Origin of the sequence: Variovorax sp. NFACC27 (assembly GCF_048301545.1) — a bacterium.
Classification (GTDB): domain Bacteria; phylum Pseudomonadota; class Gammaproteobacteria; order Burkholderiales; family Burkholderiaceae_C; genus Variovorax; species Variovorax gossypii.
Window position 1 is genome coordinate 4,126,162 of sequence record NZ_CP157613.1, and the last position, 19,765, is coordinate 4,145,926.

Consider the following 19,765-nt stretch of genomic DNA (forward strand, 5'->3'; position numbering starts at 1 on the left):
CATGGCTGCGAAACATCGTTGCCTCGCGGGCCATTCAAGCTGGCAATGTACCCTTCCACCCGATGCTGAAAGAGGTCAACCAAAGCTTCCCTTGTCGGGCACTGGGTCAGGATCAGTACACACCGGGTATGGTGCCCTTGGTGTATTTGGACCCTGCCAGAGAACGTTCCTTCGGCCGTCGGTTTCACCTCCATAAAACAAGTCCATCCTTCGGGCAAATTGATAGCCTTCAACTCGGTGCTCATTCGCGAAGAATAGACCCGATCCCGGACAACAGCTTTCAACCTTAAAGCGGCAGCCCGGACTGGCCTTGCTGGATATCCTTGTCGTGTCGCGTAGGCAGAGCCAGGCGCGGTGGTGTTTTTTCGGCCGGCGCATGTCCTGACGCTGCTCGAAGATGCATGCACAAGGCCCTGTTAGTCGGTCGCTTGCATCTCTGGCGCCTACAGGCCTCTGAAGTCCTTGCTGACATAGCGCCGATGCGGTTGGCTCTAGGTTGAGCATCGATTCCCAAGTCAACGAGCAGCCATGAGCGAAGTCGCGAATCTTTTCGCCCGTGAATTCCCCGTGTGGCACATGGTGGTGCGCGGCACGGTCGTGTACTGGTTTCTGCTCCTCGTGTTCCGCTTCGTGCTGCGGCGCGACATCGGCTCCATGGGCGTGGCCGACCTGCTCTTCGTGGTGCTGGTCGCCGATGCATCGAGCAATGCGATGCAGGGCGAATACAAGTCCGTCGACGACGGCCTCGTGCTGCTCGCAACCCTGGTCGCGTGGAACTTCGCGCTCGACTGGCTGAGCTTTCGTTTCGACTGCGTCGCCCGCTTCCTGGAGCCTCGCCCCGAGGTGCTCATCCGCAATGGCAGGCTGAACCGCCGTGCGCTGAGGCGCGAGATGATCAAGACGGACGAACTGCGCGGCAAGCTGCGCGAGCAAGGCATCGCAGACTTCTCGGAGGTGCGCATCGCGCGGCTGGAGAGCGACGGGACGCTCAGCGTGTTTAAGAAAGAGAAGAAGGAGCAAGCCTCCGACCGCCATCAGCCACCCAAGGCCTCCAAGCCGCCAGCCCAATGATGACAACGCCGATGCAGTTCATCGACTGGCTCTTCGGCGAGGGGTCGGAACTCGCTCCCTGGCAGATGGCCGCACGGGCGCTGGCGGTCTTCTTCCTCGCGCTGGTGATGATTCGCGCATCGGGGCGTCGCTCCTTCGGGCAGCAGAGTCCGTTCGACACCTGCATCACGGTACTCCTTGGCGCGGTGCTGAGCCGCGCGGTAGTCGGTGCATCGCCCTTCTGGAGCACCATGGCCGCCGGTGCGGCGCTTGTCGTCACGCACCGGCTGGTAGCCCTGGCCAGCATGCGTTGGCAAGGCTTCGAAGACCTGGTCAACGGCCACGAGATCACGCTGGTGCGCGACGGCCGGATGGACAAGAACGCCATGCGCCACGCGCTGGTGTCCCCCAAGGACCTCGACGAGGCCTTGCGCCAGCAGGCCGGCGGCGTGCCGCTGGACGAGGTGGAGCGCGCAGTACTCGAGCGCGACGGCAAGCTGAGCATCGTCAAGCGGCGGCCCTGACTGAGCCTCCTTTCTCCGTTCCCGCGTAAGAAAGCGCCGACCCGCAGCAACGGCGATTGCTTCACTCGCGGAGGCAACCACCGAGAGCACTCTAGGCCTTGCCGACTTCCCTCTCATCCCAAGGCAAGGAGAACGCAATGAGCAGCAACACCCGCATCGCCAGCACTGGAGACGGCAGCCGACCCACCACCAGCGGCGGTGTGGACAACATCGGCGGCGCCGAGTCCTTCACCGCGCGCAAGACCAATGCCGGCGAAGACGTCGCAGGCCCCGCGCCACGCGAACGCATGCAGGACAAGAAAAAGGACGTGGCGGCCACGAAGCACGACGACTCCGCGCCCTTCGGCTTGACCGAGGACCTCACGCCCCAGACCCATCGCGAACCCGGCCAGGGCTGAACGATCCCTTTTTTTCGGCATGGCTGTGCCCCGTCGCCTCTCCGTCAGTTCGTCGTCACCGCGCGGCGCGCTGGCCGTCGAGGCGGCCAATGGCGAAACCGCCCTGCTCATCATCGACATGATCAGCTGCTGGGACTTTCCCGACGCCGACAAGCTGCTGCCCGCGGCAGTGGAGGTCGCCTCGCCCATCGCCGCGCTGAAGCGGCGGTGCAAGGCAAGGGGTGTGCCGGTGATCTACGCCAACGACAACCGCGGGCGCTGGCGTTCCGACTTCAGCGCGCTGGTCGACCTGTCCATGACCGGGGGCGGTCAGGGTCCGGAAGTCACGGCCAGCCTCGCGCCGGACCATGACGACTACTTCGTGCTCAAACCTCAGCAGTCGGCCTTCGTCGCCACCCCGCTCGAGCAACTGCTGGGCGTGCTGCAGGCACGCCGGCTCATCGTGACCGGCGTGGCGAGCGACCAGTGCGTGCTGAGCACGGCCACCGATGCCCGCATGCGCGACTTCGAGGTGGTGCTTCCGAAGGACTGCACCGCCACGCAGACGGCACGGCGCCACGCGATGCTGCTCGAGCAGTGCGCGACGGTCTTCGGCATCGCGACCACTTCAGGCTCGCGCATCCGCCTGCCCGCCGCGGGGGCGCACAGGTCCTGATCCATCCCTGTTCCTGCTTGTTCCCTTGTTTGGAGAAACCCATGACACATCCCACTACGGCCACCCCGCGCCCCCCCTTCAACACGCCCGGGCAAAACCCGCCGGGTCTCGAATCACGAATGGAGCCACCGCCGGACTTCGGCGAATCCTCATACGTCGGCAGCGGCAAGCTCATCGGAAAGGCCGCGCTCATCACCGGCGGAGACAGCGGCATCGGCCGCGCCGTGGCACTGGCCTTCGCGCGCGAGGGCGCGGATGTGCTGATCTCGTACCTTGGCGAGGAGGAATCCGACGCACAGCGCACCGCGCAACTCATCGAGAAAGAAGGTCGCACCTGCGTCGCCGTGGCCGGCGACATCCGTGAGGAATCGCACTGCAGGCAACTGGTGGCCTCCGCGATGGAGCGCTTCGGCAAGCTCGACATCCTGGTGAACAACGCGGCCTTCCAGATGGCGCACAAGGAACTGGCAGAGATCACGGCGGAAGAGTTCGACCGCACCTTCCGCACCAACGTGTACGCTAATTTCTTCCTCTGCAAGGCGGCCGCCGCATGCATGAAGCCGGGCAGCGCGATCATCAGCACCGCGTCGGTCAATGCCGACAAGCCCAACGCCACGCTCGTGGCCTATGCCGCTACCAAGGGCGCGATCCAGAACATGTCGGGCAGCATGGCGCAGCTGCTGGCTGAGAAAGGCATCCGCGTGAACTGCGTGGCGCCGGGCCCATTCTGGACGCCCCTGATCCCCTCGACCCTGCCGCCCGACAAGGTGAAGAACTTCGGCATGCAAACGCCGATGAAGCGGCCCGGCCAGCCGGCGGAGCTGCAGGCGGTGTACGTGCTGCTCGCCTCCGATCAGGCGAGCTACATCTCCGGAGCCACCGTGGCTGTGACCGGAGGCGTTCCCTTCATCTGAGTGACGGAGCCTCGGCAGGCATCCAACCATGTACGCACACATTCAACTCGGCGTTCGCAACCTGGTCCTCATGTGCGACTTCTACGACCGTGTGCTCGTTCACTTCGGTCTGGAGCGAATCACGGCGCTGGAAAAGGTGGGACCTGCAGGCGTGTACTGGCGCCGGCCGGGACAGCGTTGGCCCCAGTTCGTGATCAACCACCCGTTTGACGGCCGGGAGGCCACCGTCGGCAACGGCTCACAGGTAAGCTTTCTGGCTGATCGGCGCGCCACAGTCGAGGCCGCGTGGAACACCGCCATGGCCCTGGGCGGCAGCGATGAAGGCCCACCAGGTTTGCGGCCCTGTTACGCCTCGGACTTCTACGCAGCCTACTGCCGAGATCCGGAAGGCCACAAGCTCTGCTTCGTCCACACGCGACCTTAGCGTCAAGACATTGCGTCAGACGCATGCAGCGCGTTCTGGACGCGATCAGAAATCGCTTTGCCGGTCGGTGCGCTCCTGAACCCATCGCATGCCTTGCTGCTCGGCATGGCGCAACGCTTCCGCTTCGGTTGCGTAAGCGGAGTTGTCGGTGTCGGCGGGCAACCTGGTGCTCTGCCCGTCCGAATTGCTCGGCCGGCAGGACACGACAGGTTCGTGGCACCCTCCGTTCAGTCGACGGGTGCCACAGGAAACCAGCCAGCCGCGGTAGACAAAGGTCAGAAGCCGCTCGGCCACGTTGTCGAGGTCGGTGTCGCTGGGGGAAGCGGGAATGCTGGAACCGGGATTTCCTGACGCTTGCTGCACGCCACGCTTTGCTGTTGAGGTGTCCGGCATGTGATCCGACCTAAGCGGCCCCCGCACCTCAGAGTCCGTAGTATTTGTTGATGGTCGTACTGTAACGGTCGTCGTAGTCCGGAATCTGGTCTTGCGCGTAGCGCGGTGCGCCTTCGAGCATGGTCTTGTCGATCGGAACGACATAGCCATCCTGCGAGGTGTCGTACTTGAGCAGGTTCCAGGGAATGGGGTAGCGATCGGTGCCCATGCCGAGAAAACCGCCGAACTCCATGACTGCGTAGCGCACCTGGCCGGTGAGCTTGTCGATCATGAGGTCGTCGATCGTGCCGAGCTTGTCACCGGAGGGGTTGTAGACCTTGGTCCCTTCAACGCGATCCGACGAGATCACGTTGGCAATGGAAGTGGATTGCATGATGAATCATCCTTGCCGGCATCGCTGGGAAAACGCCGACGTCTGTTTGCAAAGCCCAGGCAGCGGGTTTCCCTCCGGTGCGAACACATGGGCATCAGTTGCGGTACCGCAGGGGTGTAGGAAATCCGCCCATTCCAAATCCGACCATCCCGAACGGCCGGCGACTGCGAGGCACAGTGCGCCAAGTCACGCCCGTGATCGGTCCTGGGCATCATTCGCCCGTCCCGCGTTGGTGCTGCGTGTGGGGGGCGCGCCCCGCATCGGGCTGACGGTCGCGTCGCTGCCCAGGGGCCTTACGCTTCACGTCCTGGGGCGTGGGAGTCGGCGTGCGCTGGTGGTCCAGCAGCTTGTCGTTGTCCGGTGATTGGCTTGCGTCTTGCATGGTGAATCCTTGCGTGTTGATTGAAGAGATCTTCTTTCTCTGCCCGAGCGGGAAGCTTCCTTGTGGGAGAGCGACTTGCCTGACGGCCGTCCGACCTTGACGACCCACTGACCGTTCAAGCGCCGCGTCGGGTCGATTCCCCTCCCGGTCGGTGCTTCGGTGCAGCCGGGTGTTGCAGCTTGTTGCGCAGGTGGACATGCGCCGCCAGCTGAGCCCGATGCTTTCCTACGCCGCGCGAGTGGCGCGCATTCCATCTTCCGGACTCCCTTCTTCCTTTTCTTCAACCCTGTCCAACACCATGGAGCCCACGATGCCAACAACCCATCGCGCCACACCCGATGCCTGCAGCCTTCTCGACACCGACCACAAGAACGTCAAGAAGCTTTTCACGGCCTACGACGAGTTCGCCCACTCCCGGGCCGCGAGCGCGCCGGACAGGAAGCGCGAGCTCGCAATGCAGATCTGCACGGAGCTGCAGGTGCACACACGGCTCGAGGAAGAAATCTTTTATCCGGCCTTGCGAGAAGCCATCAAGGAGACCGATCTGCTCGATGAAGCCGAGGTGGAGCACGCCAGCGCCAAGGATCTGATTGCGCAGCTCCAGGACGCCACCGAGATCGACGAGAAATTCGATGCCAAGGTGAAAGTGCTCGGCGAATACATCGACCATCACGTGAAGGAAGAGCGCAACGAGATCTTCGTGAAGGCACGCGCGGCACGCGGGCTCGACCTCGTCGCCATGCGCCAGCAGCTCGCGCAGCGCAAGGAAGAGCTGATGGCGGAGATGGAAGTGATGGCCTGAGGCCAAGACAGGCGCCGACGGCGCAGCGGCACTCCCCGATCGGCTCAGGACCAGGCCGTCACGAGCGTCGCGACGGCCGCCATCAGCATCACGGCGGTGGCCGCCCAGCCCACGACCTTCAGCCGGCGCGCGATCACCAGTTCGCCCATCACCTTGCGGCTGGCCGCCGCCAGCATCACACCGACCATGATCGGCACCGACGCCAGCGCGTTGATGATGGCGGCATAGACCAGCGCCGTCATCGGGCTGATGCCCGACAGGCCGATGACCAACCCGATCGATGACCAACCCGATCAGCATCGCGGCGGCGAGGATGGCGTAGAAGGCCGGCGCCTTGCCCGGCGCTCGGTCCAGCCCCTTGCGCACGCCGAGCAGGCTGGCGAGCGCGTAGGCGGCCGACCCGGCCAGCACCGGCAGCGCGAGCAGGCCCGTACCCACGATGCCCATGCCGAACAGCACGAAAGCGGCCTCCCCCGCGACCGGCTTGAGCGCCTGGGCCGCCTGCGCGGTCGTCTCGATGGAAGTCTGTCCATGCGCGTGCAAGGTGGCAGCCGTGGCGAGGATCATGAAGAAGGCGATGGCGTTGGAAAAGCCCATCCCCACCCACGTGTCGATCTTCAGGCGGCGCAGCTGTCCCGGGACTTGGGCGGGGGCGCGCCTGAGCGCCTGGTCCTGCGGCACGCGCCTGATCTCCTCCACCTCCTGCGAGGCCTGCCAGAAGAAGAGGTACGGGCTGATGGTGGTGCCCAGGATCGCGACCCCGGTGGTGATGAACTCCTTGTTCCACTGCAGGTGCGGCAGCAGCGCCCCTTTGGCCGCAGCGGCCCAGTCGACGTGCGCCGTGAAAGCGACCGCCACGTAGGAAAGCAAGGACAGTGTGAGCCATTTGAGCACGCGCACGTAGCGCTCGTAGGGCAGCCATATCTGCAGTACCAGCGACAGCACTCCGAAACCGATGGCATAGCCCACCTTGGGGCCTCCCGCCACCAGCGCGGCGACGTCGGCCATCGCGTTGAGGTCAGCACCCAGGTTGATGACGTTGGCGACAACCAGCGAGCCCACGAGCAGCCACACCACCCAGCGGGGCCACAGCCGCAGGAAGGCTTCCGTCAGGCCGCGGCCGCTGACACGGCCGATGCGCGCGCTGGCGAGCTGTATACCGACCATGAGTGGATAGGTCAGCAGCAGCGTCCACCCCATGTCGTAGCCGAACTTCGAGCCCGCCTGCGAATAGGTGGCGATGCCGCTCGGGTCGTCGTCGGCCGCGCCGGTGATGAGGCCGGGGCCGAGCTTGTTCCAGAACGCCTGCTTGTATTGCGTGGACGGTTCCTCCTCTTGCGTTGCATCGGGCGGCGCCAAGTCACCCGCCTTATCCACGAGCACGGAGGAAGCTTGGGCGCTCGTACCGGGTTGTTTGGCCATGGTCTCTCATCCGGGTTGGTTCGAGGAGAGGCAGAACGTAAAGCTCGACACCGCCCCCTCTTGTAGGACGCCGCAGCAGATTCGATACCGTGGGGGCCACGCCTCTTTGCTGCCGCCTTGCCAACCTTGATCGACGGAAACTCAGGTCGTGGTGCCAAGCTCTTCAAGCAATTCCTCCCTGCGCGCAGCCGGTTGTCCGACGAGGCGGCGTTCGCGCACACGCACACCGGCCGCTTCCTGCCTGGCAGCCGAAGCCAATGCGCCAGCCGCCCACAAATACTTCTTGTCGAACACGACGACACGATGTCGGCCTACAGCGGCGACCGTGCCGACAGGAGACCGTCTGCAGATCTCAACATCCGCAGGACCGAGCAACCATGACGTTTGGCGTTTTCCTGGTGGAGGACGAGCCTCAGGTACAGGACAGTCTCAAGGTCGTGATCGAAGGCTTTCTGCGCGCCGAGGTGATCGGGGCGGTCCAGACAGAGGCCGAGGCCGTTACCTGGCTTCAGGCGCACGAAGGAGGCTGGCACCTGCTCGTGGTGGACCTGCTGCTTGCGCAAGGGTCCGGGCTTGGCGTGCTCGCATCGCTGGCCCACTGCCCGCAAAAGGGCACGGTGGTGGCGCTGACCAACGCGGCCTCGCAAGACAACCGGGAAGAGTGCCTGCGCCTCGGCGCCGATGCGGTCTTCGACAAGGCGGCCGAAGTCAACGAATTCCTGACCTATTGCGCCGCCCGAGCGGAGGATCATTCCGGCTAGGGATCGCGCCCGTGCGAAACCATCAATGGAAGAGCACGGCAATCAGGATGATGATGGGAATTGGCACGCCGAGGAAAAACAGAAGCAGTGAGCGCATGGTTCATCTCCGTTTGGGGTGAGAAGAGGTTCAGAGGTCACGGCGACGACCGCCGTAGGTGGCACTCAAGCTGGCCACGAAGGCACCGATCAGCAGCGAGATGAAGATCCACAGCGTGCTGTACGCGGACGCCTTGCGGGCGGTGTCGGCGGCCGCCCTTGCCTTGTCTTCCGCATCCTTGAGCCCGGCCTGGGCCCGGGTGAAGGTGTCGTTCACGCGCTTCTCCGCATCCTGCTGGCTCAAGCCGGTGCGCTGCGCCACCAGCTGGCCGGCATAGCGCGTGTCTTCGGGCGGAAGGCTGCCGGCGCGGATGCCGTTCGCGAAGATGCGCCCCACCTCCACCGACGCGGCGGTACCGGATCGCTCCGTCGTGGCCTGCTGCGCTGCGGCCGCGCCGTCGGCCGGCGCCGCCGCGGCGTTCGGATCCTTGCGGAACAGCGCGTCGATGAAGTAGGCACTCCTACCAGCCGACTCTTCCCTCCCTGCGCCAGCGCCAGGGGTTCCTGTCATGGCGGAGGTGGCTGCGGACGCAGCCCCTCCCGCGACCGTGGCCCCCGCTTGCGCTCCGGTGCCCAGGATCGCTCCGATCGTCGAAGTGAGCAGCGCTGCCGTGATCAGCGTGGCCACGGCCCACGCGAGAAAGCCGTGCGCCGTGTCCCTGAAGTACACCTCGTCGGTGTGCACGCCGGCCCACTTGGTTCGCAACCGGCCCGCCAGATAGCCGCCCATGCCGGAGGAGGCAATTTGCGTGAAAGTGATCCAGGCAATGGCCGAGATACCAATGGCCGTGGCGCTCGCGCCTTGCCCGGACCAGGGAGACACCGAAGACATACCCAGTCCGGTGCCAAGCAGCAACAGGATCAGCGACAGCGCACATGCGCCGACTGCGCCCGCGAAGATCGCCCCCCACGAGACGCCGCTTGCGGCTCGCACTGCAAACGCCTCGTCGTCGAGGGATACGGACCCCAATGGACTGCGGCGCAGAGGATCGGTCAGTTCGGCCATTGCTTTCTCCTGTTCCTGAAATAAGGCAACACACTGCGCAGCGGCAGACGCCCCGTGGGTCGGCGGTGAAGCTTTTGCCGGGTAGGCGGGGAAGCCGCCGCTACCGGGATTGCGCCAAGGTCGGAAACTGGCCGGCCTAAGGCGGTGGTTCCGTCTTGAAAAGGCCCCGAACGTTGAGCGCGGCCAAGCAGACCTGGAGGGCAACGAGGGCCGTGGCGGAAGTGTGCAAGGCCCAGACGGTCCACAGCACATTGCTGAGCAGGAAAGTCCAGAAGCCCACGTTCCTGCGCGGCTTCGCGCTTGATGCGATCAACCAAGCCGCGGAGAGGGAGGCAACGAACGCCGGCCATTGAACGAGATCAAGGACTTCGCCCATGGCGTCACGCGCCGGCAGCAATCGCCGGTTGCATCGCCGCCGCACCCGCCGACTCGGCCAGGCGTTGCGCCACGGCATTCAGCAGGGCGCCCGCAAAGCCGCCGCGCGCCCTGGCATCGGTGCGAGCGCTGGTCACAACCCGTGGCAACGAACTCCATGAAACGCTGCAGCCCGCGTCGACCAGCGCTTTCACCAGCGCAACGTCTTCGCTGCACGCGAGATGCCGGAACCCGCCGACGCGGCGGTACGCCGCAGCCGAGACGCCAAGGTTCGCGCCATGCACGTGGGTGTGGGATTCGCAGTCCGAATAGGTCTCCTGGAAATGCGCCTGGAGCAATGCCGCGTGGCGGCCGTGAGGCGACCAGTCCCGCACGGACACCGTTCCGCACACGACCTCTGTCTGAAGAGAGAGTTGAGCCGCCAGCCAGTCTTCGGAAACCAGCGTATCGGCATCCGTGAAAGCCAGCCACCTCGCCCCTCTTGCCAGCAGCGCCTTCGCACCCACGGCGCGTGCCATGCCGACGTTTCGTGCGCGGATGGTCACGGTCATGACGCCGCAACTGGCCGCCAGGATGCCGGTGGCGTCCGTGCAATCGTCCAGCACCACGATCGTCTCGACGGGCTCGCCCATCAGTGCGGCGTGCTGCGATGCGAGGCGCACCGAGGACAGGCATCCGCGGATCAGTTGTTCTTCGTTGTGCGCCGGGATGACGATACCTAGCATGGTGGAGCCTTCTTGCCGTAGTGCGTTTCGGGGTCGGATTGCCAAGTACCCAAGATAGAGATCGGCCCCGCTATGCCGCGTCAGGCGACGCGCGGGGGCCCTGTAGGCGATTGGCATCCAGGGAAAGGAAAACACCCGGGCGACGCGGCCGCATGGACTACGCGCGGGTCACGGCACGGGTGCTAGAAGAGTTGAACTTCCAAACTCAGGAGCACGCCCATGGCAGCATCGAAAGACGGCAAGTCAAAGTCGGCCTCTACCTCACCGTCGTCGTCGATAAAGGAGGTGAAGCCGAACCTGCATCAGCAGAGCCACGAGACGCAACGGTACGGCGAGATCATCAAGCTTCCGAATGGACTCTCGGAGAAGGTCTGCAAGCAAAGCGTGGCGCTGCTGAACCAGTGCCTGGCCGACACGATCACGCTGCGCGACATGTACAAGAAGCACCACTGGCAGGTGGTGGGGCCGACCTTTAACCAGTTGCACCTCATGTACGACCAGCACTACGAAGGCCAAGTGCTGCTGGTGGACATCGTCGCCGAACGAATTCAGCTGCTTGGCGGTGTCGCGCTCGCCATGGCGCCCGACATCGCCGAGACCACGCAGATCGCACGACCGCCCCGTGGACGCGAACCGGCTGCCGTGCAGTTGCGCCGACTGGCCGAGGCGCATGAGCAGATCATCATCTCGGCGCGTGATGCGGCTGAGCAGGTCGACAAGTCCGGGGACGCCGGCAGCAACGACGTGTTCGTCAGCAACGTGCTTCGCACCAACGAACTGCAGGTGTGGTTCCTGACCGAGCACCTGGTCGCCGCTTCGCCGGTGACTGCCTGACGCCGGCTGGTGGTGCCAAGGGGCCCGCGCGACAGCCGCTGCTTCACATGTCCGAACCCGCGCTCGCCGATGCCTTGCGGCAACTGCAGCTTCGCTACGGTTGCGACCTCGCGCTGAAGCACCTGGTCGACGCGGGCATCGACGCGCTTCCAAAGCCGGGCGCCGGCCGGACCCTGGCGCGCTGGCGTGTGCTGGCCGATGTGGCGGCCCATGACCTTTCATTGGTGAAGCTGTTCGAAGGGCACACCGATGCGCTCGCCATCCTTGCCGAACTCGGCGCTGCGCCGGCCGCACCTGCGCTTGCGCGCTGGGGCACCTGGTGCGCGGAGCCGCCCGACGCGCGCGTGATGCTCGACGCGACAGAAGGCCACCGCGTTCGTCTCACCGGCACCAAGGCCTGGTGCTCGGGCGCCGCGAGCGTGACTCACGCCGTCGTGAGCTGCTGGAACGCGGCCGGCGAACCGTGCCTTGCGGCTGTCGCCATGGATCAGCCCGGTGTACGAGTGACCGGCAATGGCTGGCATGCCGTCGGCATGGCAGCGAGCGCCAGTGTCGATGTGCGCTTCGACCGCGCGGTGGCCACGCAGATCGGGCGGCCCGGCGACTACGTGAACCGCGCCGGCTTCTGGCAGGGTGGTGCCGGCATTGCGGCATGCTGGTTCGGCGGTGCATTCGGCATTGCGCGCGCGGCTCATCAACGCGCGGGACCGGCACCGGACGCCCATCGCCTCGCGCACATTGGTGCCATCGAAGTGGCTTTGACCGCGGCCGCCGCGCAACTGCGAGAGGCCGCAGCCTGGATCGACCGGCACCCCCAAGACAACGCACAGCGCATCGCCTTGCGCGCGCGCCTCGCCGTCGAGCAGGCGGCCAACGACGTCATGCACCACGCCGGCCGCGCGGTCGGCGCCGGCCCGCTGTGCCGCGACCCGCACTTCGCCCACGCGATGGCGGATCTGCCCGTGTTCCTTCGCCAGAGCCACGCCGAGCGCGATCTTGCGGCGCTGGGCCAGCTCGCCGCGAACGAGAAAGAAGAGCCTTCGTCATGGACGCTGTAGCGCGCCGCGCCATCCGGGGTGAAGGCACGACCGAGATCGAGTGGAGCCGCTGGCCCGGCATCGCGCGACTGCCTGTGATCGAGCCGCAAGAGCTGGTTCCGGCGGGTGCCCGCGCCGTGGTTGTCGCGCCGCATCCCGACGACGAGGTGCTCTCGGTTGGTGGCCTTCTCGCGCTGCTGGCCGACTGCGGCAGGCCCGTTGAAGTGATCGCCGTCACCGACGGCACTGCCAGTCATCGGGGCTCGACCGAATGGCCCGTCGAACGGCTCGCGCGCACCCGGCCACGGGAAAGCCGAAAGGCCCTGCACTGCCTGGGCCTGGCCATCGAGCCCGCAAGACTGGGCCTGCCCGACGGCGGCCTGAAGGAACTGCGCGCCATGCTCACGGCCGAGCTCGTCTCCTTGCTCCTGCCCGGTGACGTGGTGTTCACCACATGGCGCCAGGACGGCCACCCCGACCACGAGGCGACCGGCGAGGCCTGCGCGCTGGCGGCTGCGAGCACGGGCGCCCGCTTGGTGGAAGTGCCCGTCTGGGGTTGGCACTGGTCCCGTCCCGGCGATGCGTGCATGCCCTGGCAGCGCGCCTTTCGGCTCCCGCTGAGCGAAGAGGCCGTGCGGCGCAAGCGCATGGCAGTCAAGGCATTCACCAGCCAGTTGCGGCGCGATGCGTCCACCGGCTCGGGCCCGGTGCTTCGCGCCACCACCGTCCAGCGCGCGGCGCGCCCCTTCGAAGTGGCCTTCCTTTGAGCAGCGGCAATGAATGACCAGCGGCCTTATTTCGAATCGCTCTATGCGGCGAGCGAAGACCCCTACGCACTGCGCCACCGCTGGTACGAGGCGCGCAAACGGGCACTGCTGCTGGCCGCGTTGCCGCGAGAGCGCTTCCGGAGTGCCTACGAGCCCGGCTGCGGAGCCGGCGAACTCACGCTTGCCCTTTCGCAACGCTGCGACCATCTGCTGGCAAGCGACTTCTCAGCACATGCTGTGGACATTGCACGCAAGCGCACCAGTGGGCTCACCCATGTGCACGTCGCGCACCACGTGCTCCCCGCCGACTGGCCGCGCGAGGCCGGCTGCTTCGACCTCGTCGTGCTGAGCGAGCTGGGCTACTTCCTCGACCGCAACGACATGCACCTGCTGGCCGCCTGCTGCCAGGACACGCTGGCGGCCGACGGCGCTCTGGTGGCCTGCGACTGGCGGCCAGACTTCGCACAGCGCAGGCTCCCCACACAGGAGGTACACGACGCGCTGGCTTCGCTCGGCCTGGCGCGCCTGGCGTTCCATGAGGAAGCAGATTTCGTGCTCCAGGTCTGGACACGCGATGGCCGCTCGGTGGCTGAGCGCGAGGGCATCCGCTGACCCGCGTCATCGTTACCCTGACACAGGCGCTTCGGTGTGCATGACACAGCGCCAAGCGCCACCGTCACGGACCCACGTGGACGTGTCCGCCATGTGCTGCTCCACCCTGTCCGATTTTCCTCTCGGCGACAGAATCTGATGGACCTTGTAGCTCAGCACGGCGGTGCTATCGCCGGGGAAGGTGGCCTCCATATCGCTCAGCTCGAACGACTCGATTGTCATGGCCCCTTGCTCTGCCATCTTTCGATAGCCAGCGTGGTCGAACTTCATCGAGCCATGGGAGCTCACCATGAAGGCTGGTTCACACAGCAACTCGATGGCCGTGTCCGTGTCGGTGTCCACCATCGACTGCCAGAATTTCTTTTCAAGAGCGAAGAGCTCGCGGCTGTTGTCTTGCACGTACGTCTCCTGGTATTTTGGGGAGGGCAACGATCGCGTCGCAACAGACTCCGTGATGCAAGGTCACCCGCAGAGTTAGGGTCAGTTGCTTCCTACGACCCGGCTACGACGGCTGTACCGATGCCCGCTCGACCTGTTCGCACCGTCCTGTTGTTTTCAACGCCCGGTCGAACGACGCCTGAAGCTCCAGCGCAGGATATGGCTTGTACAGAAGCTCGAATTCCCGGCTGCGGTCGTTCGCAAGCACGTGGCTATGACCGCTGGTCAGCGCCACCGGCAAGCCTGGCCCGCGCCAGCCCGCCGTGTGGCGGGCCTACATGGGCCACCACAAGCAGAGAACATCGTGCATCGATATCACAAACGCGGCATCTGGCCCTTCGTCGACGGCTTCTGGGTGATGGCGCTCGCCAGGCTGGGTGCGCGCGAGCTGGCCTGGTCCGAGCTCGTGCAACTCGCGCAGGTCAACGCACTCGACGACTGGCGCTTCACCGAGTGGTTCCACGGGCGGACGCTGGCACCCATGGGCATGGCCGGACAGAGCTGGAATGCCGCGGCCCTTCTGCTGGCCCGGCGTGCCCTGCTGCACGGCGAGACGGCCGGCTGAGGCCTCACGGGCCCTCCTGCACACCTTTCATCCCGGCCAAGTCCGTGCGCCCGAGCATCCGCCGCAACGGCGTCGGCATGCACTTACGGCCGGTTCGTGCACCGTCCTATCGACGCTCCAGCCGTGGCTCCTAGTCTGGGTGACAGGCGCGGGACATCTTGTGCAACGAAAGTCCTCGGCGCCCCCCAAAGGAGATGACCATGCAGAAGCTTATATGGACCTGCGCCGTCGCATCCTCTCTCACGATGCTGTCGGCTCATGCGCAGATGGCTCCGCCTGCGGCGACCGTCGACCCGGCCGTCGCCGAACTCAAGGCTGGGCGCGACAAGATTGCGGCCGACTACAAGGCCGATCGGGCAGCTTGCGACGCCATGAAGGACAACGCCAAGGACGTGTGCGTCGAAGAGGCCAAGGGCAAGGAAAAGATCGCCAAGGCCGAACTCGACCAGAAGCTGAAGCCCAGCGACGGCAACGCCCGCAAGGTCGCGGAAGCCAAGGTGGACGTCGCCTACTCCATCGCGAAGGAAAAGTGCGACGACCAGAAGGGCGATGCCAAATCCGCCTGCATGAAGCAGGCCAAGGCGGACGAAGAGAAGGGCAAGGCCGAGGTCAAGGCGATGAAGAAGTAGGTCGAGGAACCGAAAAAAGGAAACTCGACCATGAAGGAGCAGCAGGCCCGGAGCGACGAGCGGGATGACAGCCGCCATGCCTTCACATAGGGCATCCCGGCGGTCGTCGTCGTCTTGCTTGGCGCACTTGCATACTTCCATGCGCTCCAGCAGCGCTTCGAAGTGCCGATTGAGATGCCGCCTGCGCAGAGTGCTCCCGGCGGCGAGGTGCCCGCAGCCCCATCGAACAAATAGACAGAGACGGCGAGACAGCGTTCTCGGCAGCACCAAGCCCCGGGGGCCTGTGCGGGGCTTCGGCTCGCGCGGACCGGAATCCGGTGGCGACAAGAGGGACTTCTGTCCATGATCACGCGATTCATTTCATGTGCGCGACTCATGTGGGCGCAGATGAAGTTCAGCCCGGGCGTGGTTCCCCGATGACCCACCAGGCGCGGCTTGCTGTGCGCGAGTGATAGCGGCTCGTGCAGCAGCGGGTTGCCGAACAGATGGATTTGTCCGACGGACAGGGAGTTGGCAGCGCGCCACCAGGCGTCGACTTTCTCAAAGGTGCTGACTGCCGGCGCCACGGATTCCATCGCCGTCCGCCTGGATTCGTCTGTTTCGTGCATGGCACCAAACGCACGAATCGGTTGCGGCAGTCTCGTTCTGCAGGAGATCTTCCCGCTCCGGGAAGATGACCTGAACTCCTTCGGAATTCTGGCTCCAATTCTGGCTCTGTCAGCGCGAAGTGAAATCGTCCGACATGCTCTCTCGCGGTTGCGGCCGAGAGTGAAGCTCTTCTGCCAACACCCAAGCCCTAGGGAAGGTCTGATCAAGTCCACGGATGGCCGCTCTGAACGTTGAACACGCACGCTGAAGGAGGACCAACGATGAGCCAGATCAGTTTTTCGGATGCCGAGCATGCAGGCAAGAGGAAGAAGACGCGCCGGGAAGTCTTCCTTGCCGAGATGGAACTGGTCGTGCCTTGGAAGGCGCTACTCAAAGTCATCGAACCACACTACCCGGTGGCGGGGCGAGGACGCCGACCGTATCCGCTCGAAGCGATGCTTCGTGTGCACTTGATGCAGAACTGGTTCGCGTTGAGCGATCCGGCGATGGAGGAAGCCCTGTACGAGATCACCTCGCTGCGCACGTTCGCAGGCCTGGGCATGGAGTCGATTCCCGATGAGACGACGATCCTGAACTTCCGCCACTTGCTGGAGGCCAGCGATCTGGCGGAGGACATCTTCAAGCAGGTCAACGCCCACCTGGCCAGGAAGGGGCTGCTTCTGAAGAGAGGCTCCATCGTGGACGCCACGATCATCGCGGCGCCCAGTTCGACAAAGAACGAGAGCGGCGAGCGAGATCCGGAGATGCACCAGACGAAGAAGGGCAACCAGTGGCACTTCGGGATGAAGGCGCACATCGGCGTGGACGCGGACTCGGGGCTGGTGCACACGGTGACGACCACGGCCGCCAACGAGGCAGACGTGGAGCAGGTGAGCGACCTGCTGCACGGCAAGGAGAGCGAGGTGTGGGCAGACTCGGGCTATCGCGGAGCACAGAGTCGGGTGAAGCGCAGCGTGCAGTGGCACATTGCAGGCAGGCCCAGCGACATGGCGAAGATGCCCGAGGGCCGAGCCAAAGCCAGAGCGCGCAAGCAGGAATACCAGAAGGCCAGCATCCGGGCAAAGGTGGAGCATCCGTTCCGGGTGATCAAGCGGCAGTTCGGCTTGGCGAAGGTGAGGTTCAGGGGGCTGGCCAAGAACACGGCGCATGTGATCACGCTGTTTGCACTGTCGAACCTGTGGATGGCCAGGAAGAAACTGATCGCGATGCTGGGACAGGTGCGTCTGCAGACGGCATGAAGGGCCGCAGGGCCTCTCAAACGCATGGGATGCTCGGTGAGACGAGCCTGTGAGCGCAACGACCAAATACGCGCGCTCGCCATCAAGCCAATTTACGACTTGATCAGACCTTCCCTAGGAAAGGAGGCTGCGATGATCCGAAAACTCGCCTCGGGGGAATACCGCCTCTATTCGCGCAAGACCGATCCGAGAACCGGCAAGCGCCGCAACCTCGGCACATTCAGCTCGCGGGAACAGGCGCAACAGCACGAGCGCGAGGTGCAGTACTTCAAGCGCCACGGCTGAGGGCGCCGAAGCGCTGCGCACGAAAGCGCCGCTGGAGCCCGCGAGCCGCAGGCGTCGGGGACAGCACCATGCCACGACCTCTTCTCAGAATCCTGAAGGCCGCGACCTTTGTCGCAGGCTGCCTGCTCGCAGTGCAGGCAGGAACGCAGGTGTCGCTGCCGTTGCCGGCGGAGATCGATGCAACGGGTTCGGCCCACGGGGCCGTGAAGGACGAGCCGACGGCCAACGACACCGCGCGCAAGGCAGCCGAAGCGAAGGTCGAGGCAAACTACGCCGCCGCCATGAAGAGATGCGACCCCCTGAAGGACGCTCGGAAGTCCGCCTGCACGGCACAGGCAGAAGCAGAAAGAACGAAGGGCATGGCCGACATCGATGCGTCTCTGCGCGCCGTCCCCAAGGGACAACCACCCACGAAGAGCACGCCATGAGCCAAGCCGCGGCCGGCATGCCCTAGCCGCCCCGCTCCTTCGGCTTGCTGGCCTGAATGTCCTCGGTCCACGCGACCACGTCCTGCCTGGTCATCCCGCTCACCGGCGTAAGCCGCCCGTCCACGTAGCCCATCTTCTCGACGTCGTGCAGGTACTGCTCTCGCGACAGCAAGGTTCCCGCGCACACATGGCCCTCCGGATGAGGCGCCTCGCGCATCTCGCCGGCCAGTCGATCGATCAGGCAAGCGAGCAGCCAGCCGGGGATGCGATGGCGCTCGCCGGGGTAGACGTACCCGAACAGCGTCACATGGGCCAGCAGCACCCGCCAGTGCGGGCCGAAGCGCTCCAGCAGGTCGGCCCAGTCCATCCGCTCGGCGCGGGCCAGCAGCAGATGCGCGATGTCGCCGCCGTCGTAGCGCTCGCGCTCGCGCTCCATGATGAAGGCCTTGGACAGCACGCAGTCCTCGGCATTGGCGACGAGCACCGGCACGCCCAGGATCTCCGCACGGCAGTTGCCGCGAAACCAGCGCTCGTCCACAGGCGAAAGGCCGTTGCCCGAATTGAAGATGAGGTCGATGAATTCCTCGCCGTCATGCACCTTGGCCAGCCAGTGCGGATGACTCAGCTCGACATGCCAGCCGTGCCGGCGCATCAGCCGTGCAATGCGCTCGTAGTCTTCGCGCCGGATGAACAGGTCCAAGTCCTTGGTCGCGCGGCGGATGCCGGTGTAGCAAGCCTGGGCGAAGGCGCCGCCCACGAGAAACGGGATGTCCGCGCCGTTCAGTGCGCGCAGGGTCTTCCTGTAGAAGGCGGCGACACGAGGCTCGACTTCCTTTTCCAGCGAAGGCGCGAGATCGGAAAGAACGGTGGAAGGCCTCATGCGCGCAGCGTAGGTTCGGCGGGCGAGCCTCGGGCCGGCGCAAACGGCCTCATCGGGCGTCGGTTGGCGCCTACAGCCGCAGCGGGATGAAGCCGATGACGGCCAATCGCGCAGGGGCGCAGTCTGGCTGTGCCTTTTTTCCTTCGGACCACCGGATCACCATGCCCCAGCCGAAATCCTCTTCCCACATCCGGTTTGCCGCGGTCGGCGACCTCCATGTCCAAAGCGACGCCGCCGGCCAGTTGCACGACTTCTTCGCGCAGGCTGCCGACCAGGCCGACGCGCTGCTGCTGTGCGGCGACCTGACCGACTACGGCACCGCGGAGGAAGCCAAGGTCCTGGCCGAGGAGCTGAGCGTCGTATCGATCCCCGTCGTGGCCGTGCTGGGCAATCATGACTTCGAGTCCGGCACGCCCGAGCTGGTGGTCTCGGCGCTCAACCAGGCGGGTGTTCGCGTGCTCGATGGCTCCATCTGCGAGATCGAGGGTGTGGGCATCGCCGGCGTCAAGGGCTTCGGACGCGGGTCGCTGGGCGCCTGGGGCGAGCCGGCGATCAAGCTGTTCGTGCAGGAGGCGCTCAACGAGGCGATGAAGCTGGAGTCGGCGCTGGCCAAGCTGCGCACCCGGCGCCGGATCGCGCTGCTGCACTACTCGCCGGTCGTCGGCACGGTGCAAGGCGAGCCGGCGGAAATCTTCCCGTTCCTGGGCAGCAGCCGGCTGGAAGAGCCTCTGCTGCGCTATCCGATGGACGCGGTCTTCCACGGCCATGCGCACCGCGGCACCTTCGAGGCGCGCACCATCAACGACGTGCCGGTCTACAACGTCGCCAGGCCGCTGCTGCAGCGCACGCGGCCCGACGCGCCACCCTTTTTCCTTTACGAGTTGCCTCGCGAGGCGCTCGGGGAACCAGTGCGGACGGCGGCATAGACCGGGCTCATTCGCTCTCGTCCGAGTGCGCCCAACATGACACACCGGGCGGCACCTGTTCACGCGCCCTCTACGCAAGCCCGGGACGATATTCGAGGTCAGTCTGCTCCCGCATGCAGAGGGCTTCCAACGGGCAAGAAACTGCTTTCGTTTTCTTTTTCGGAGCACCGATGTCCGGCCGACACCTCATCGAAGAAGCACAACAAGGCTGGCCACC

At 65.3% G+C, this 19,765-nt stretch carries 25 protein-coding genes and 3 pseudogenes; 18 read left to right on the forward strand and 10 right to left on the reverse strand.

The annotated features are described in order from the left end of the window. Positions 1-528 precede the first annotated feature (528 nt). The 6 genes from ABL840_RS19280 (at position 529) to ABL840_RS19305 (ending at position 3,965) form a co-directional block, all read left to right on the forward strand. Positions 529-1,071, forward strand: a complete 543-nt coding sequence (locus ABL840_RS19280; protein ID WP_093206258.1) for a DUF421 domain-containing protein — start codon at positions 529-531, stop codon at positions 1,069-1,071. Then, entirely contained in the window at positions 1,068-1,574 is a 507-nt protein-coding gene (locus tag ABL840_RS19285) for a DUF421 domain-containing protein (RefSeq protein WP_418116340.1), read from the forward strand. The genes ABL840_RS19280 and ABL840_RS19285 overlap by 4 nt, the downstream gene beginning before the upstream one ends. Positions 1,575-1,711: 137 nt before the next feature. After that, positions 1,712-1,972: a hypothetical protein gene (locus tag ABL840_RS19290; RefSeq protein WP_093206257.1), complete on the forward strand. Its 261-nt coding sequence runs from the start codon at positions 1,712-1,714 to the stop codon at positions 1,970-1,972. Between the two features lie 19 nt (positions 1,973-1,991). Continuing rightward, positions 1,992-2,627 (forward strand): isochorismatase family cysteine hydrolase, encoded by a 636-nt coding sequence (locus ABL840_RS19295; protein WP_093206256.1) that lies wholly within the window; start codon positions 1,992-1,994, stop codon positions 2,625-2,627. A gap of 41 nt (positions 2,628-2,668) precedes the next feature. Continuing rightward, positions 2,669-3,541: a glucose 1-dehydrogenase gene (locus ABL840_RS19300; RefSeq protein WP_093307582.1), complete on the forward strand. Its 873-nt coding sequence runs from the start codon at positions 2,669-2,671 to the stop codon at positions 3,539-3,541. 28 nt (positions 3,542-3,569) lie between these two features. Beyond that, on the forward strand, positions 3,570-3,965 hold the full coding sequence (locus tag ABL840_RS19305) for a VOC family protein (RefSeq protein ID WP_093307581.1): 396 nt from the start codon (positions 3,570-3,572) through the stop codon (positions 3,963-3,965). Between the two features lie 45 nt (positions 3,966-4,010). Here the strand turns inward: ABL840_RS19305 and ABL840_RS19310 are convergent, their stop codons facing one another. The 3 genes from ABL840_RS19310 to ABL840_RS19320 form a co-directional block, all read right to left on the reverse strand. Next, positions 4,011-4,358, reverse strand: coding sequence for a hypothetical protein (locus ABL840_RS19310; RefSeq protein WP_418116341.1), 348 nt, complete (start codon positions 4,356-4,358; stop codon positions 4,011-4,013). Positions 4,359-4,386: 28 nt separating this feature from the next. Beyond that, positions 4,387-4,731: a PRC-barrel domain-containing protein gene (locus ABL840_RS19315; RefSeq protein ID WP_093206253.1), complete on the reverse strand. Its 345-nt coding sequence runs from the start codon at positions 4,729-4,731 to the stop codon at positions 4,387-4,389. A 211-nt stretch (positions 4,732-4,942) separates the two neighbouring features. Next, complete coding sequence (locus ABL840_RS19320) at positions 4,943-5,113, reverse strand: hypothetical protein (RefSeq protein WP_176947662.1); 171 nt, start codon at positions 5,111-5,113, stop codon at positions 4,943-4,945. A 310-nt stretch (positions 5,114-5,423) separates the two neighbouring features. Between ABL840_RS19320 and ABL840_RS19325 the strand changes: the two genes are divergently transcribed. Next, the gene (locus tag ABL840_RS19325; RefSeq protein ID WP_093307579.1) at positions 5,424-5,915 is read left to right on the forward strand and encodes a hemerythrin domain-containing protein; all 492 of its coding nucleotides are present in this window, start codon (positions 5,424-5,426) and stop codon (positions 5,913-5,915) included. 342 nt (positions 5,916-6,257) lie between these two features. Here the strand turns inward: ABL840_RS19325 and ABL840_RS19330 are convergent. Beyond that, positions 6,258-7,337, reverse strand: a pseudogene (locus ABL840_RS19330) (NRAMP family divalent metal transporter); the annotation flags it as partial. A gap of 141 nt (positions 7,338-7,478) precedes the next feature. Continuing rightward, on the reverse strand, positions 7,479-7,631 hold the full coding sequence (locus tag ABL840_RS19335) for a hypothetical protein (RefSeq protein WP_176947661.1): 153 nt from the start codon (positions 7,629-7,631) through the stop codon (positions 7,479-7,481). Between the two features lie 83 nt (positions 7,632-7,714). Between ABL840_RS19335 and ABL840_RS19340 the strand changes: the two genes are divergently transcribed. Further along, positions 7,715-8,098: a response regulator gene (locus ABL840_RS19340; protein ID WP_093206251.1), complete on the forward strand. Its 384-nt coding sequence runs from the start codon at positions 7,715-7,717 to the stop codon at positions 8,096-8,098. A 127-nt stretch (positions 8,099-8,225) separates the two neighbouring features. On the opposite strand, the gene ABL840_RS19345 is transcribed toward ABL840_RS19340, so the two are convergent. Both ABL840_RS19345 and ABL840_RS19350 read right to left on the reverse strand, forming a co-directional pair. Next, positions 8,226-9,200, reverse strand: coding sequence for a hypothetical protein (locus ABL840_RS19345; RefSeq protein WP_093307578.1), 975 nt, complete (start codon positions 9,198-9,200; stop codon positions 8,226-8,228). Between the two features lie 380 nt (positions 9,201-9,580). After that, entirely contained in the window at positions 9,581-10,300 is a 720-nt protein-coding gene (locus ABL840_RS19350) for a glycosyltransferase (RefSeq protein ID WP_093206249.1), read from the reverse strand. A 219-nt stretch (positions 10,301-10,519) separates the two neighbouring features. Between ABL840_RS19350 and ABL840_RS19355 the strand changes: the two genes are divergently transcribed. The 4 genes from ABL840_RS19355 to ABL840_RS19370 are packed head-to-tail and all read left to right on the forward strand — an operon-like array spanning position 10,520 to position 13,550. Beyond that, positions 10,520-11,134, forward strand: a complete 615-nt coding sequence (locus tag ABL840_RS19355) for a Dps family protein (RefSeq protein ID WP_093206248.1) — start codon at positions 10,520-10,522, stop codon at positions 11,132-11,134. Positions 11,135-11,181: 47 nt separating this feature from the next. Beyond that, a complete protein-coding gene (locus tag ABL840_RS19360; RefSeq protein ID WP_093307576.1) occupies positions 11,182-12,192 on the forward strand; it encodes an acyl-CoA/acyl-ACP dehydrogenase in 1,011 nt (336 codons plus the stop codon). Next, the gene (locus ABL840_RS19365) at positions 12,180-12,938 is read left to right on the forward strand and encodes a PIG-L deacetylase family protein (protein WP_093307575.1); all 759 of its coding nucleotides are present in this window, start codon (positions 12,180-12,182) and stop codon (positions 12,936-12,938) included. The genes ABL840_RS19360 and ABL840_RS19365 overlap by 13 nt, the downstream gene beginning before the upstream one ends. 9 nt (positions 12,939-12,947) lie before the next feature. Next, a complete protein-coding gene (locus ABL840_RS19370) occupies positions 12,948-13,550 on the forward strand; it encodes a class I SAM-dependent methyltransferase (protein WP_093307573.1) in 603 nt (200 codons plus the stop codon). Between the two features lie 12 nt (positions 13,551-13,562). On the opposite strand, the gene ABL840_RS19375 is transcribed toward ABL840_RS19370, so the two are convergent. After that, on the reverse strand, positions 13,563-13,949 hold the full coding sequence (locus ABL840_RS19375; protein ID WP_093307571.1) for a nuclear transport factor 2 family protein: 387 nt from the start codon (positions 13,947-13,949) through the stop codon (positions 13,563-13,565). Between the two features lie 281 nt (positions 13,950-14,230). Here ABL840_RS19375 and ABL840_RS19380 point away from each other — a divergent pair. Together ABL840_RS19380 and ABL840_RS19385 are read left to right on the forward strand one after the other, a co-directional pair. Continuing rightward, a pseudogene (locus ABL840_RS19380) lies at positions 14,231-14,553 on the forward strand (glycoside hydrolase 100 family protein); the annotation flags it as partial. A gap of 200 nt (positions 14,554-14,753) precedes the next feature. Next, positions 14,754-15,182, forward strand: a complete 429-nt coding sequence (locus tag ABL840_RS19385; RefSeq protein ID WP_093307623.1) for a hypothetical protein — start codon at positions 14,754-14,756, stop codon at positions 15,180-15,182. 365 nt (positions 15,183-15,547) lie between these two features. Here the strand turns inward: ABL840_RS19385 and ABL840_RS19390 are convergent. Continuing rightward, positions 15,548-15,757 (reverse strand): annotated as a pseudogene (locus ABL840_RS19390) (hypothetical protein); the annotation flags it as partial. A 294-nt stretch (positions 15,758-16,051) separates the two neighbouring features. Here ABL840_RS19390 and ABL840_RS19395 point away from each other — a divergent pair. From ABL840_RS19395 to ABL840_RS19405, 3 genes are all read left to right on the forward strand, one after another. After that, positions 16,052-17,029 carry an IS5 family transposase gene (locus tag ABL840_RS19395; protein ID WP_418115967.1) on the forward strand — a complete coding sequence of 326 codons (978 nt, stop codon included), beginning with the start codon at positions 16,052-16,054 and terminating at the stop codon, positions 17,027-17,029. Between the two features lie 132 nt (positions 17,030-17,161). Beyond that, the gene (locus ABL840_RS19400; RefSeq protein WP_093308058.1) at positions 17,162-17,314 is read left to right on the forward strand and encodes a hypothetical protein; all 153 of its coding nucleotides are present in this window, start codon (positions 17,162-17,164) and stop codon (positions 17,312-17,314) included. 68 nt (positions 17,315-17,382) lie between these two features. Continuing rightward, positions 17,383-17,742: a hypothetical protein gene (locus tag ABL840_RS19405; protein WP_143043074.1), complete on the forward strand. Its 360-nt coding sequence runs from the start codon at positions 17,383-17,385 to the stop codon at positions 17,740-17,742. A gap of 22 nt (positions 17,743-17,764) precedes the next feature. Here the strand turns inward: ABL840_RS19405 and ABL840_RS19410 are convergent, their stop codons facing one another. Further along, positions 17,765-18,622 carry a nucleotidyltransferase gene (locus ABL840_RS19410; protein ID WP_093308056.1) on the reverse strand — a complete coding sequence of 286 codons (858 nt, stop codon included), beginning with the start codon at positions 18,620-18,622 and terminating at the stop codon, positions 17,765-17,767. 161 nt (positions 18,623-18,783) lie between these two features. Here ABL840_RS19410 and ABL840_RS19415 point away from each other — a divergent pair, with 161 nt between their 5' ends. Then, a complete protein-coding gene (locus ABL840_RS19415) occupies positions 18,784-19,548 on the forward strand; it encodes a metallophosphoesterase family protein (protein WP_093308055.1) in 765 nt (254 codons plus the stop codon). Positions 19,549-19,765: the final 217 nt, after the last annotated feature.

Bases quoted from the DNA above. Each gene is read 5' to 3' on its own strand.
- ABL840_RS19300 (WP_093307582.1), top strand. From the start codon at position 2,669: ATGACACATCCCACTACGGCCACCCCGCGCCCCCCCTTCAACACGCCC.
- ABL840_RS19315 (WP_093206253.1), bottom strand. From the start codon at position 4,731: ATGCAATCCACTTCCATTGCCAACGTGATCTCGTCGGATCGCGTTGAA.
- ABL840_RS19385 (WP_093307623.1), top strand. From the start codon at position 14,754: ATGCAGAAGCTTATATGGACCTGCGCCGTCGCATCCTCTCTCACGATG.
- ABL840_RS19405 (WP_143043074.1), top strand. From the start codon at position 17,383: ATGCCACGACCTCTTCTCAGAATCCTGAAGGCCGCGACCTTTGTCGCA.
- ABL840_RS19310 (WP_418116341.1), bottom strand. From the start codon at position 4,358: ATGCCGGACACCTCAACAGCAAAGCGTGGCGTGCAGCAAGCGTCAGGA.
- ABL840_RS19325 (WP_093307579.1), top strand. From the start codon at position 5,424: ATGCCAACAACCCATCGCGCCACACCCGATGCCTGCAGCCTTCTCGAC.
- ABL840_RS19345 (WP_093307578.1), bottom strand. From the start codon at position 9,200: ATGGCCGAACTGACCGATCCTCTGCGCCGCAGTCCATTGGGGTCCGTA.
- ABL840_RS19365 (WP_093307575.1), top strand. From the start codon at position 12,180: ATGGACGCTGTAGCGCGCCGCGCCATCCGGGGTGAAGGCACGACCGAG.
- ABL840_RS19305 (WP_093307581.1), top strand. From the start codon at position 3,570: ATGTACGCACACATTCAACTCGGCGTTCGCAACCTGGTCCTCATGTGC.
- ABL840_RS19400 (WP_093308058.1), top strand. From the start codon at position 17,162: ATGATCCGAAAACTCGCCTCGGGGGAATACCGCCTCTATTCGCGCAAG.
- ABL840_RS19370 (WP_093307573.1), top strand. From the start codon at position 12,948: ATGAATGACCAGCGGCCTTATTTCGAATCGCTCTATGCGGCGAGCGAA.
- ABL840_RS19320 (WP_176947662.1), bottom strand. From the start codon at position 5,113: ATGCAAGACGCAAGCCAATCACCGGACAACGACAAGCTGCTGGACCAC.
- ABL840_RS19360 (WP_093307576.1), top strand. From the start codon at position 11,182: ATGTCCGAACCCGCGCTCGCCGATGCCTTGCGGCAACTGCAGCTTCGC.
- ABL840_RS19355 (WP_093206248.1), top strand. From the start codon at position 10,520: ATGGCAGCATCGAAAGACGGCAAGTCAAAGTCGGCCTCTACCTCACCG.
- ABL840_RS19295 (WP_093206256.1), top strand. From the start codon at position 1,992: ATGGCTGTGCCCCGTCGCCTCTCCGTCAGTTCGTCGTCACCGCGCGGC.
- ABL840_RS19395 (WP_418115967.1), top strand. From the start codon at position 16,052: ATGAGCCAGATCAGTTTTTCGGATGCCGAGCATGCAGGCAAGAGGAAG.
- ABL840_RS19340 (WP_093206251.1), top strand. From the start codon at position 7,715: ATGACGTTTGGCGTTTTCCTGGTGGAGGACGAGCCTCAGGTACAGGAC.
- ABL840_RS19415 (WP_093308055.1), top strand. From the start codon at position 18,784: ATGCCCCAGCCGAAATCCTCTTCCCACATCCGGTTTGCCGCGGTCGGC.
- ABL840_RS19290 (WP_093206257.1), top strand. From the start codon at position 1,712: ATGAGCAGCAACACCCGCATCGCCAGCACTGGAGACGGCAGCCGACCC.
- ABL840_RS19350 (WP_093206249.1), bottom strand. From the start codon at position 10,300: ATGCTAGGTATCGTCATCCCGGCGCACAACGAAGAACAACTGATCCGC.
- ABL840_RS19410 (WP_093308056.1), bottom strand. From the start codon at position 18,622: ATGAGGCCTTCCACCGTTCTTTCCGATCTCGCGCCTTCGCTGGAAAAG.
- ABL840_RS19285 (WP_418116340.1), top strand. From the start codon at position 1,068: ATGATGACAACGCCGATGCAGTTCATCGACTGGCTCTTCGGCGAGGGG.
- ABL840_RS19280 (WP_093206258.1), top strand. From the start codon at position 529: ATGAGCGAAGTCGCGAATCTTTTCGCCCGTGAATTCCCCGTGTGGCAC.